This is a genomic window from Endozoicomonas ascidiicola (assembly GCF_001646945.1).
GTDB lineage: Bacteria > Pseudomonadota > Gammaproteobacteria > Pseudomonadales > Endozoicomonadaceae > Endozoicomonas > Endozoicomonas ascidiicola.
On sequence record NZ_LUTV01000005.1, the window covers coordinates 346947 to 359043 of the forward strand.

The 12097-nt window shown below is 47.2% G+C and carries 11 protein-coding genes and 1 pseudogene; 3 read left to right on the forward strand and 9 right to left on the reverse strand.

Annotated elements, in window-relative coordinates:
* Positions 1–472: cation:proton antiporter domain-containing protein (locus AKL11_RS15390; protein ID WP_172807301.1), on the reverse strand; the 472-nt coding region annotated here is incomplete at its 3' end.
* An 87-nt stretch (positions 473–559) separates the two neighbouring features.
* Positions 560–1552 (reverse strand): TDT family transporter, encoded by a 993-nt coding sequence (locus AKL11_RS15395; RefSeq protein ID WP_216636431.1) that lies wholly within the window; start codon positions 1550–1552, stop codon positions 560–562.
* Between the two features lie 129 nt (positions 1553–1681).
* On the opposite strand from AKL11_RS15395, the gene AKL11_RS15400 reads away from it, so the two are divergent.
* From AKL11_RS15400 to AKL11_RS15410, 3 genes are all read left to right on the forward strand, one after another.
* Positions 1682–2602 carry a LysR substrate-binding domain-containing protein gene (locus AKL11_RS15400; protein WP_067519016.1) on the forward strand — a complete coding sequence of 307 codons (921 nt, stop codon included), beginning with the start codon at positions 1682–1684 and terminating at the stop codon, positions 2600–2602.
* A gap of 184 nt (positions 2603–2786) precedes the next feature.
* Entirely contained in the window at positions 2787–3485 is a 699-nt protein-coding gene (locus tag AKL11_RS15405; RefSeq protein WP_067519018.1) for a hypothetical protein, read from the forward strand.
* A gap of 202 nt (positions 3486–3687) precedes the next feature.
* On the forward strand, positions 3688–4065 hold the full coding sequence (locus tag AKL11_RS15410) for a RidA family protein (protein WP_067519020.1): 378 nt from the start codon (positions 3688–3690) through the stop codon (positions 4063–4065).
* A gap of 40 nt (positions 4066–4105) precedes the next feature.
* On the opposite strand, the gene AKL11_RS15415 is transcribed toward AKL11_RS15410, so the two are convergent.
* The 7 genes and pseudogenes from AKL11_RS15415 to AKL11_RS15445 form a co-directional block, all read right to left on the reverse strand.
* The gene (locus AKL11_RS15415; protein WP_067519023.1) at positions 4106–4654 is read right to left on the reverse strand and encodes a DUF2058 domain-containing protein; all 549 of its coding nucleotides are present in this window, start codon (positions 4652–4654) and stop codon (positions 4106–4108) included.
* A 93-nt stretch (positions 4655–4747) separates the two neighbouring features.
* Positions 4748–4984, reverse strand: a complete 237-nt coding sequence (locus AKL11_RS15420) for a cupin domain-containing protein (protein ID WP_067519025.1) — start codon at positions 4982–4984, stop codon at positions 4748–4750.
* A 207-nt stretch (positions 4985–5191) separates the two neighbouring features.
* Positions 5192–6547 (reverse strand): annotated as a pseudogene (locus AKL11_RS15425) (IS1182 family transposase); the annotation flags it as partial.
* Positions 6548–7427: 880 nt separating this feature from the next.
* Positions 7428–8213 carry a cytochrome c1 gene (locus tag AKL11_RS15430; protein ID WP_067519026.1) on the reverse strand — a complete coding sequence of 262 codons (786 nt, stop codon included), beginning with the start codon at positions 8211–8213 and terminating at the stop codon, positions 7428–7430.
* Positions 8213–9448: a cytochrome b gene (locus AKL11_RS15435; RefSeq protein WP_067519028.1), complete on the reverse strand. Its 1236-nt coding sequence runs from the start codon at positions 9446–9448 to the stop codon at positions 8213–8215. The genes AKL11_RS15430 and AKL11_RS15435 overlap by 1 nt, the downstream gene beginning before the upstream one ends.
* Positions 9448–10041, reverse strand: a complete 594-nt coding sequence (gene petA / locus AKL11_RS15440; protein WP_067519030.1) for a ubiquinol-cytochrome c reductase iron-sulfur subunit — start codon at positions 10039–10041, stop codon at positions 9448–9450. The genes AKL11_RS15435 and petA overlap by 1 nt, the downstream gene beginning before the upstream one ends.
* A 430-nt stretch (positions 10042–10471) precedes the next feature.
* Positions 10472–11518: an FAD-dependent oxidoreductase gene (locus tag AKL11_RS15445; protein ID WP_157673593.1), complete on the reverse strand. Its 1047-nt coding sequence runs from the start codon at positions 11516–11518 to the stop codon at positions 10472–10474.
* Positions 11519–12097: the final 579 nt, after the last annotated feature.

A 12097-nucleotide genomic window follows, 5' to 3' on the forward strand; every position in this document is an offset into this window, starting at 1 on the left:
GTCTCTCCGGTGCATTTACCTCTTTAAACAAGGCAATCACCGCCACTGGGTCTGTAGCAGAAATCAGCGCACCAAAGAGCAGAGCCCCCGCCAGAGTGATGGGCGTAAACTCACCAACGATATACCCTACAATTACGGTAGAAAGCACCACCCCGGGAATAGCCAGTATCAAGACAGGTACCAACTCTTTAACCAGCGCCGGCAGCTTAATATTAATGGCGGCCTCAAAGACCAGAATAGGGAGTAGAACATACATGATCAGATCATGAGTCAGAGACAAGCCACGAATTGGCGCCAGTAGATCAAATGATTCTGCCGCAATACCCAGCCCCATACCGATAATTACCAATCCGATGGTGTATGGAAAGCGGAGCTTTTTCAGAAAAATGCCAGAAATTGCGGACAAAAAAAACAGTCCGCAGAAAATCAACATTGGTGTGGCAAGGCCTGTTGCAGGCTGCGTGAAAGACATTTCCTGTACCGTTCCTTATATGGCCTGGTAGAGCCTGCATCCACAGACCCCAGACCGGTACTACTGCTCTCAGCTCAAGCCAGAAATTCAGGCATGACGAGGTGAAAAGTAAAACCAGAGATAGCGCATGGCAACGTAGACAACAATCACCGTTGCAATTAACAACTCAAAACCGGCCAATTGATTAATAATATCACAAAGCTTTTGGTAGCCCTGTTTACCCAGTAGATCCGCAGACTTATAAAGCGCAGTGGAACCAATTACCATCGGGAATGTGAAAGAAGCATACCCCGGTGAGAAAGGAAGGCGCAATAAACGAATAAACGCAATATAAACAAGGCCAGTCATAAAAATAGCCAATGGCAGCAATATTGCAATTAACAGATAACTGGGACGGTCAGAAATAGTGAGATAACCCGCCAGAGAAAGACTGGCAGGGGCTGCCATAATGGCAAATGTCGGCAACGCCGCGTCCGGAATGGCTTCTTTGAAAATCAGGCGATAGAACATCACAGGCAATTTAATGAAATAACAGGTAAGGCCAAAGGTAAACAATACAGAGACCAGAGTTTCATACCCCATACCCGTACTGCTGACTGCCGCAACGATAATACCCACTGGCGGAACAAACCAGCTGGGCACCATATGTTGCAACTGAAAGTCTTTCACTCGTTGCAGCACAAAACCAATGAACAACAGTATATGGGCAAACACAGCCACCAACCACAGTGCTTTGGCGAAAGCCGGCATGTGGGACAACAGCGCCTGAGCAACCATCATTGTGGCCATGGCACAGGTCGGTAAAACACTACTCAACACTGGATGAGAGAGGTCATCACGAAAAAGATCGGGATTACTGACAAACTTCAGAACCACTGCCAGCACCATCAATCCGGCAATAATCGCCGAAGGCAACTTCAATAAATAACCAAAATCCGGAAGGACAAAAGCCCACAATGCCCCAAGACTGGCAATGGCAAGAGCAAGACCACCCAGCGGCGTAGGCACTTTTCTAAGACGCGCACTAAAACTACCTTCAGGCATGATAAGACCATCTGCAGACTGATTAACAACAGACACTTGAGCACCTCCAAACAATAGTTGGAATAAGGTTATTACCCAAAAGTAAATAAGAATAATAAAACATATCTATAAATTGATTCAGAATTACTTATACTTACACAGCTGTAGCTCACCTCTGGACACGCCATGCACGTCACATTGAGACAACTTCAGGTATTTAGATCCATCGCTACTCTTGGGCAGGTACAACTGGCTGCAAAACAACTCCACCTGTCACAGCCTGCTACCAGCATGGCGCTTTCTGAGCTGGAAAAGCATCTTAATTGCCTGTTATTTGACCGATCAGGCAACCGATTGCTAATCAACGTGCAAGGAAAAAAATTACTCCCCCTTGCCTGCGAATTACTGGATCGAACCAACGAAATCACTCACCTGTTCAGCGCCAAAAATAGCCTTTCCGGAAAACTGACCATTGGTGCCAGCACCACCATAGGTAACTATTTATTGCCGCAGCAACTAATCCGCTTCAAAACAAACCACCCAGAGGTGGATGTTGAACTGGATATCCACAACACCACCACCATCATCGAACGCATTGCTTCAATGGAGCTCGATATCGGTTACGTTGAAGGCCCTTGCCAACACCCGGGAATTGAAGCCATTCCATGGAGAGAGGACCAGTTAACGCTGTTCTGCTCGTCAGAGCACCCGCTGGCCAACAAACCAACTGTTACCTTAAAAGATCTGGAGCAAGCACACTGGATTCTCCGGGAACAGGGTTCTGGCACCCGTTTTATATTCGACAAACATATTGGGCAGCATTTACGACAGCCGCACATCAAAATGGAGCTTAACCAAACGGAAGCCATTAAACACATGGTTAGTGCAGGGGCTGGCATCAGCTGCCTGTCGGAGCTCAGCATTGCCAAAGAGCTGGATCAGGGTGAATTTGTACCACTGTCCTTTCAATCCAAAACCATCAAAAGACAATTCTGGCTACTGTTGAATCGAAAAAAATATCGGGGAGATTTGGTAAATGCATTACTCAACGCCACCCAAGTGAAAAGCCTGCCACTCCGCTCAAAACTGGATAAGTCGTCCAAGTAATCTATATTCAGCTTCCTGATTAAGAAAAATGATCCGGCATGCCATCAATACAACCCCGCTTGCAATGGAACCGCTTTCTCATACTGGCGTTCACTTTGATTAGCTTGAATGGCTGCACGGTTACCCAAAGGAGCACTGATATGAATTCAATTTACCCCCCCCTCTAAAAAACCAGACTGAAAAGATGGCTCAAGCATATAATCCCGGGGCAGTAACAGAGCAACAAAACTTAAAAATTCTAGAAGAAATACACACCAACCTTCATGCCTTATTTGGTAATAAGACCGTTAAACTTATAAAGGATGATACAGAAGTTCGCCCTATCGCCGTTGGCATTCAAACCATTTTTGAACAGGCACTTCACAAGCTACTTCTTGAAGATCGGGACATCCAAACCACCGTTATCATTCACACTAAATATCCTGCCACCCCCCTCTGCACAGAAGAGGCTGCCACTCCTTCCGATAGCCTTATGGGGGATAATATGAGAGATGACCCAAAACGTAAAAACACCATTACTGAACGAGCAACCACTTTAAGAAACCTGGCTAAGGCTGGTGATAATGTTCGACTATTGATTGCATATCCAAAAGATGGACTCAGCGAACGCTCAGATGACCAGCAACGTGTATACAACGAAGAACTTAACAATCCACAAAACAAAAGCTTAAGCGACATACCACTAAACCCGCTTCTGAAAGGTATGCCTGAAGAACTCATTGGTGCGTCTTACATCATTGAAAAAAACCAATCTCCTGATAGAGAAAGTCTGGCCTTTCTTATCCGTGGCGCTCAAGCTGTAGACTCAGATAAAACAATCACTGGACCTTGGATTTTGGTAACCTCGCTGACTCTGGCGTTTCCAAGGAATATAGAGACATAAAGGACTTTCTGGAAATGAACACAACACAGGATTTAAAGCTCCCATCACCCTAAAGGGGTATTCCGCCATTATCATTACTTAAATACTGACATATTAAGTATTTGTACCAAAATATAAGGATTCACTGATCTCCATTCGAGACAAACTCACTTCAGGGCTCTAAAATCCTTGCCCCTTTCAATCAGCCAGATGGATTAACCTCATGGAAAAAGTAATCGAAACTCCCGATGCACCTCCAGCTATTGGCCCATACTCACAAGGCATGCGCTTTGGTAATCTGGTATGTACATCCGGCCAGCTGCCTATCAATCCTGAAACCGGTGAAGTTTCTGAAGACGTCAAAGAGCAGGCTCATCAATGCCTGAAGAACCTGAAAGCTGTACTGGAAGCAGCTGGCAGCAAAATGAGTAAAGTAAAAAAAGTCACCGTATTCGTTCGCGACATGGAAGAGTTCAGTAACATTAACGAAGTCTACAAGCAGTACTTTAAAGTCCCTTTCCCTGCTCGCAGCCTGGTTGAAGTATCTCGCCTGCCAAAAGACGTGAAAGTTGAAATTGAAGCACTGGCGACGGTTGAGTAATACCATTAAACGGGGGTCATCCCCCGTTACTCAAGCCCTGTCACCACATCAGATCATCGGGAATCTGATAATCGGCGTACCAATCTTCCTCATCTTCTGTCAGATCTGTGGACTTGTCATTCTGCATGACAATAGCTTCTGGCTTGCGCTCAGCAACCTTTGAAGCAACCGGCGCAGGAATCACCAGAAAATCCTCACCAACCATAGCAAGTGCTAACAAGCCACGCTCCAGCTTTATTTGCTGCTCGCTGGTGACATAGATCTTCTTAATCTTACCCTCATAGACAAATTTGTATTCTGACTCTCCACGATCTCTGGACAGCGCATTAGCCTCAATCAGCTGCTTAACCTGTGCCTCAACCGCTTTACGCTGACGCTCATCTTCCAACTTACGGTTCAGCTCTCGATCTTTTTCAATCTTCGCTTGTTTTTCCTGCTCCAGCTCAATACGGCGTTTTTCCTGTTCGGTCATTTCACCGCTTTTCTTCGCCTGCTTCTTATTCTTCTTATTACTGGTTTTTGCCTGCAACGCTTGCTGCTTGGTTGCCAGCCCTGCTTTCATAAGCTGGTCTCGAAGTGATTTAGCCATGGTTTATCATCAAGTTCTGAAAAAGGCATATTAGCAATACAAAAAGATTACAACCAGATCATTCAAGCTGGATATTTAAACCCCCTCCTTCCTTCAGGCATTCTTTCCAGGGCGAGTTTGTCCGATATACGTCCTGGCCTGAAGCGGGTTCACCTCATCTGTCGGCCCTGAACCACTGTCCGGAGCCCAGACAAAAAGGGTCACATCGCTATTATCTTCACAGATAAAATTGTGCAACTCATTACGATCCATTGAAAACACCTCACCTTCATTCAGATAGTGATACTGGTTATGGTTCAGCTCAATCTTGCCTTTTCCTCCGAGCACCATGCCTATCCGCTGGCTAGGAGGCTGTCGGACTTGAAAGTAAAAACCGGAGATGGGCCGCAATAAAGTCAAAAATCACAGAATCCAGTCTGGAAGTGCTGTTTATGTCGTCAGTCTCTTTTGCCCAAATATCCAAATGCATGCGACAAATAACCTGTAAGCTGAAATAAACTGCATAAAAATGATACTTTCCTGAAGATCTTTCAGCATCAGCGTAAACATCCGCTTCAGGTTAAAACCCATGCACAGAAGATCCCATTCAGCAGACACTGCTTCAAGACCACGGACCAGAAATTGACGGTATCCCATCACTTCCTTCTGTATCCCAAACGTTGGCTCAATGGTGCTTTTTCTCAATGCATACACCGCCCGTCCTTCCCTGGTTTGCAATCGCCAACGCATCAACTCCAGTGCGGTAACATCATCGCCTGCGGGCATCGGCTCATCGGGCTTAAAGCGCTCCAGTAAAGGTTTGTTATGGGCATCCTTCTTTTCTGCAATGTAAGGGATAGCTCCAAACTTATCCACAGCAGACACATTGCCCTGACTGAAGTAGCCCGTGTCGGCAAGAATCGCGCTGGGCTTGCCAATCTGCTCTGCACGAGAGGCCAGTTCTTCGAGGGCAGGCGCTACCTGTTGTTTGTCATTGGTCGCCTGAGTAATATGATTTTCAACAATAAGACCACTGTCGTTATCTACTGCGGCCTGCGCATTATAAGCCTGTACAAAACCGTTAGCAGACGTTGGCATTATGCGAGACTCCGGATCTGTCAGGTTGACTTGATCTTTGTCCCTGGGACCCGGCGTAGGGGCTTTCGGTTCTTTGCCCCGTGGCTTTTTTTCCGTATCTCTGATCGCATCACGACGGGCAACTTTTTCCTGATATTCTGCCAGTTCTTGCTGATAGCGCTCTTCAGCTCGTCTCTCAATTTCTGCCTTGGCATCGGCAATCACCTTGAGGCGATCTTCCCTGCGTTTCAGCTCATCAGGAATGGATAATTCGTCTGGCAATTTTTCAGTATCTGCTTTTTCAGCCATCTTGAGGAGCTCTTCAACTTCGGCCTTGAGCTGCTTTTCGAGCCTGCATGCGTGCTTGTAACTGAGCGCCTTGTGTTTGCTGGCATTGGCCTTCATCTTGGTTCCATCGAGGCTGATGGTTCCCAGCTTCAACCATTCTGCCTGTTGCGCAATCAACAATATCTGAACAAAAAGTTCACTGATTTCTTTACGGAAGCGCTGGCGAAAGGTGTTGATACTGTCGTGATCCGGATGCTCGTTGGCGCAGATATATCGAAAGGCGATGGAGTCATAAGTTGCTTTCTCCAGTTTGCGACTGGAGAAGACACCTGTTGCATATCCATAGAACAATAACGACAGCATGAGGGATGGATGCCAGGCTTTAGAACCCCTTCCTTTATAGGCGCTGATCAAAGGTGTGAGGTCTAGCTGCTCAACCACCTCTACAACAAAGCGAGCAAGATGCACCTCTGGCAGATAATCCTGAACAGTGGCAGGAAAAAAGTCAGGGATGTCTCGGTCAATGGGTCTGAAAGTCCATTTGTTCATTGGCTGGCTGTCTTTTACGATCTTGCGGGTATTATACTCAAAAGTTGTTCTAAGTCCGACAGGCTCCTAGGGTGAGTATGTAGCGTCTGATACATTCCTGCTGGAAAATGAACATAATTAACGACCGGACCACCCAAACGGTTCGGAGGTAAAGCCGTATCATTTGTTCCTCCATTGATATACGACAAAGACCCCGCCTCCAATACCTGCTTCCGGTAAACTCTTGTTTAATGATACCAAAAGCCCGGCACTTCAATCAGGCAGGCAGGCAGGCATTCATTCCCATTGACCCGGAATGGTTGACTGGTCGACACGCACGCATTCACAGACCTCAGTACCATTTCGTCCATTTCAACAGAACCATTCTCCAAAAGGACATAAGCTGCCCCTTCTGGCTCAACACACCTTGACTCGCCCCGGTTTATCTTGCTAACCCTGAAACACCAATGATCTCGAACCTCAAGCCTATCCAGCACACACTTCATTGTAATATCTCACTCTGGCAGTGATACCTAGTGCAGCCAAGCGCCATCAGACATACACCGCCGCACAGTGTAAGCGGTATGGGTATTAGCGCGTCCCTACACTAGTTGTATTAAAGAGATAGAAAGATAGGTCAACAGGCGACACAGGCTAGTGCAGCCAAGCGTTATAAGACATACATCCCCGTTCATCCTGAGCGGAGTCGAAGGATCAAAGCACCACACTTCGACTCCGCTCAGTGCGAACGGTATGGGTATTAACGCTTCCTTGCACTAGATGGTTATCTCATGAATAAAATATTTTAATTACTTAAAATTGTCAGCCATAGGTTAAGCAACATAAATAAAAAGCCCAGCATCGTAGCCGGGCTTTTTATTTTACGTCATGCAGGAAAACGTCAGTGAACGTCCTTCCAGAACTCACGCTTGAGCAGGTAAGCAAATACCAGGAACACCGCAAGGAACAGGAACACATAAATTCCCAGACTCTTACGCTGTTGCTGCATTGGCTCTGCTGAGTAAGCCAGGAAATTACTCAAGTCGTAGGCCATCTGATCGTATTCAGCAGGTGCCATGCTGCCTTTCCTTTCAGGGTCTACGGTTAAGCCACAAAGCTTCTCACCGGTAAGTGGGTCACGGGCATTAGGATCACTATCACCACAGGTATCGATCTGAATACCCTGCAGTTCCAACAGAACATGGGGCATACCCACATCCGGGAAGACTTTGTTGTTCACACCATAAGGGCGACTTGGGTCTTCGTAGAAGGTTCTGAGGTATGTGTAAATCCAGTCAGGACCACCTTTTACCCGGGAAACCAGCGTCAGGTCCGGCGGCGTTGCACCAAACCAGGTTTTGGCTTCTTTTGGGTCCATGCTGTTAAACATGAGATCACCGATTTTCGCACGCTTATCAAAGACCAGATTTTCCATCATTAAATCATGAGGAATGCCAAGATCATCCGCTACACGTTCATAACGCTGGTACTGTGTGGCGTGACAGCCAGCGCAGTAGTTCTGGTAATACTTGGCACCCCGTTGCAGAGATGCAGTGTCCGTTGGGTCGATATTCGCTGAATCAAGAGGGTATCCTCCACCGGCAGCCGCTGCCAGCGATGAAAACAGCACCGAGCCCAAGAACAGCAACGTAGACGCAACCTTATTGGTCAGTATTATTCTTTTCATTAGCCGGTCACCCTCTCCGGTACAGGTTTTGTTTTCTCCCACCGAGTGTAGAAAGGCATCAACAGGAAGAACGCAAAGTAAATCAGCGTACAAATCTGGGCAATCAGCGTGTAGAGCTCAGTGGCCGGCTGTGTACCCAACCAGGTCAACAACATGAAAACAAAGGCAAACACCACAAGACCCACTTTGCTGATCATGCCTTTGTAACGCCAGGATCTAACCGGACTGCGGTCGAGCCATGGCAGCACAAACAGAATGGCAATCGCAGCACCCATGGTGATAACGCCACCCAACTTAGCCTCAATAAACCCGATATCAAACGTGATGGCTCGCAACATGGCGTAGAAAGCACCAAAGTACCAAACAGGAGCAATATGCTCTGGTGTTTTCAGGCTATTAGCCGGCTCAAAGTTGGCGTGTTCCAGGAAGTAACCGCCCATTTCCGGGAAGTAGAAAATAATTCCGCAGAAAACGAACAGGAATACCACCACACCGACAATATCTTTAACGGTGTAATAAGGGTGGAATGCAATGCCATCCAGAGGAATGCCATCCGCGCCCTTGGTTTTTTTGATATCAATACCGTCAGGGTTATTAGAGCCCACTTCATGAAGTGCCAGAATGTGCAGCACAACCAGACCGAGAATTACTAAAGGCAGTGCAATAACATGGAGGGCAAAGAAGCGATTCAAGGTAATACCAGAAATCAGGTAGTCACCACGAATGAATTGCTGCAGGTCAGCACCAATCACCGGAATCGCACCAAACAGCGAGATGATGACCTGTGCTCCCCAGTAGGAAACTTGTCCCCATGGCAGCAGGTAACCCATAAACGCTTCGCCCATCAGCGCAAGGTAGATACCCATGCCGAAGATCCAGATCAATTCCCGTGGCGCCTTATAAGAGCCATAAAGAAGACCACGGAACATGTGGCAGTAAATCACCACAAAGAACATGGACGCACCGGTGGAGTGCATATAGCGAATCAGCCAGCCATATTCCACATCACGCATGATGTATTCAACGGAAGCAAAGGCTGCTTCAGCACTGGGCACATAACTCATGGTGAGCCAGATGCCGGTTAGAATCTGGTTCACCAGCACTAGCAGCGCGAGGGAACCAAAGAAGTACCAGAAATTGAAATTTTTGGGTGCATAATATTTACTGAGATGCTTTTCCCACGCCTGCGTGACGGGGAGTCGGGCATCGACCCAATCCATAAACTTATTGGCCATCACGCATTCTCCTCATCTTGACCGATAATCAAAATATCGTCGCCTTCAAAGGTGTATGGCGGAACGACCAGATTGGTTGGGGCTGGTACGCCTTTATAGACGCGGCCCGCAAGGTCAAACCGGGAACCGTGACAGGGGCAGAAATAACCGCCCACCCAGTTCGAGTCAAACTCCATGGGTTTAACTTCCGGCATGTATTTTGGAGAACACCCGAGATGGGTACAAAGCCCTACCAAAACCAGAAACTCTTCGCTTCTTGAACGGTAAGGATTGGTGGCATACTCCGGTTGCTCGGAGTTTTCTGAATTTGGATCTCGCAGGCGGTCGTCCTGAGTCGGAAGCTCATCAAGCATGGCCTTGGTGCGGCGCACTACGAATACCGGCTTGCCCCGCCATTCGTAAACCACCTGCTGCCCCTGTTCCAGCTTGCTTATATTGACTTTAACAGGAGCACCCGCAGCCTTCGCTTTTGCACTCGGGTTCCACGACTTCAGAAAAGGCGTGGCGACTCCCACAGCCCCGGCAGCCCCCACCGCCGAAGTCGCGGCCACGAGAAAGCGGCGCCGGCCTTTGTTTACGCCGTTGTCACTCATTAACCTACTCTCCCCATCCGGGCTCAACGCCCAATGACTTCTTGTTGTTCATGGGTATGATAGCCAGCATGATGCCCTAAGGTTTACCCTTGAACCTCAAGCTTTATTATTGGTGGGATACCTTCTATCACAATCCGTTTGTCACACTTGCTGTCACAAGTCTGTACAAAATATACCAAGAAAGGATAACAGATTTACCTGCAACAGACGCTCTTTGTAGTCGCTTATTTTCTGCCACAGGGCATTCAGCAAACTAACTGCCGACTCCCCCCAATCAATAAACCGCCGTCGCTTTTTACTTACCCACATAAGCGGCAGTGCGTAATGATACTGGTTTTGTCGCACAAAAAAAATGCCCGTATATAATTAAGGGCATTAACCATTATTAATCCATTGAAGATCAAGCCTTCAATACGCACAAGAAACTAGGCTAACCACACTCCATACTCTCAATCCGGTTTCTCCGACAGTCACCCATCTGTCGAACCCTCTCCCGACCCCTGATAGTTTCTACAGCCGATATCGCATGACCAAATGTATGACGCAGAAATGCCTCACCAGCACAGAATCCAAGTAAAAATAGATTTCTGCAACTTCTTGACTCCATTGTTTCCGGACACACATCCAGCGCCCCATTACTACAAAACAAACTGGATTTAATTGCATCAGGTAAAAAAGAATAGTCCGCTTTTGCTCCTGTCAGCAACGCTATGTGATCAAACATTATTTTGTCATGCTGCACAACTTTGCCATCCTTATGCTTTTCTATAAAACACTCTCTGCCATTGATAATGCGAACCAATCGGCAATCTACACCCTGCCTATAAAAAGCCGCACACTCTTCCGGAAACGCCATAGCCCTTGCCACTTTATAGTGGCGTTCTGATTGCCGATAATTCAAATGCTGAATTAAACCATGGCGCCCACTCCCTCCCGCTTTCCCCACCCGTACCGCCTCATCCCTTACCCATGAAGGCAGGAGATGAGTTACTGTCAATCCTTTTTGCCATGCTTCCCAAATCGTGTCACAGGCTGAAAATCCATCACCAACAACCAATATGCTTCCTCCAGCCTGAAGACAGGCCATTGACCGACATGCATCATGAGTCCAGTGGGATACATAGGGGTTCTGCTTCTCGCCAGGAATATTCAGCCAGTTTGGCTGCGTTCGCCCGATCGCCAACAGCAGATTCTCACTTTCAACACACCACTCCTTCTTTTCCTGACCCTGAATTTTTACATCCCAAAAAAGCCCATCTTGCCAGACAGAACCCTTTAGCGAGGCTGAAACCACCTTCCCTATCATCATACGCTCAGATGGCAGTGTTCTGGCATAATTTTGGTAATAATTAACCAGAGACCGCCCATCGGTCACTATCTTCTTACAGGGTTCTGGTGGTGGCGGCTGGGCAGTGCAGTTCATGCCCAATCCATCAATCGGATGATCAGGCATTCCCATTTCAGTAAAATGGCTCAATGTAGACTGCGATGGCAGATAACGATTCCAACTTCCTCCCGGGGGCTGATCTGAACATAACTTCCAATCCAACCGTGAACCCCCTTCATAAATACATTGAAGGCAGGGTTCATAGGCACATCTGGCTGGACTGTATAACGAAGATAATTTCTGACCTGAAGCAATTTTGGCACAACTACGGTGATGCTTCCCGGACAGATCACCGGCGGACAGATCATGAATTAGCACTTTCCTACCTGATAGTGGGTAACCACTGCTTTTTTTGCATACCCCTTCACCATGATAACACCGCAACCCATCCAGCTGCCGGGCGGCAAATAAACCTGAAGGGCCAGAACCAATAACAAGCGCCTTAAGCCGTGGAGACGGCTAAGTTACCGTTAATGGTTGAATCAGCTAAACTCCTATAAAATCAACGTGGTAGGGGAGTGATATGCAATCTGAACTCTTCCAGAATTTTATTGATTCCATTTCATCATTAAAMAGTGAGCAGCGAGACATTCTTAACACCTCGCTCATTAGTGCCCAAATAGAAATTACTGAGGCAGTAGAAACCACTGATTCAGAAACACTTTGCAG

Excerpts from the sequence above, each read along its gene's own strand:
- AKL11_RS15400 (WP_067519016.1), top strand. The coding sequence starts at position 1,682 with ATGCACGTCACATTGAGACAACTTCAGGTATTTAGATCCATCGCTACT.
- AKL11_RS15405 (WP_067519018.1), top strand. The coding sequence starts at position 2,787 with ATGGCTCAAGCATATAATCCCGGGGCAGTAACAGAGCAACAAAACTTA.
- AKL11_RS15410 (WP_067519020.1), top strand. The coding sequence starts at position 3,688 with ATGGAAAAAGTAATCGAAACTCCCGATGCACCTCCAGCTATTGGCCCA.
- AKL11_RS15415 (WP_067519023.1), bottom strand. The coding sequence starts at position 4,654 with ATGGCTAAATCACTTCGAGACCAGCTTATGAAAGCAGGGCTGGCAACC.
- AKL11_RS15420 (WP_067519025.1), bottom strand. The coding sequence starts at position 4,984 with ATGGTGCTCGGAGGAAAAGGCAAGATTGAGCTGAACCATAACCAGTAT.
- AKL11_RS15430 (WP_067519026.1), bottom strand. The coding sequence starts at position 8,213 with ATGAAAAGAATAATACTGACCAATAAGGTTGCGTCTACGTTGCTGTTC.
- AKL11_RS15435 (WP_067519028.1), bottom strand. The coding sequence starts at position 9,448 with ATGGCCAATAAGTTTATGGATTGGGTCGATGCCCGACTCCCCGTCACG.
- petA (WP_067519030.1), bottom strand. The coding sequence starts at position 10,041 with ATGAGTGACAACGGCGTAAACAAAGGCCGGCGCCGCTTTCTCGTGGCC.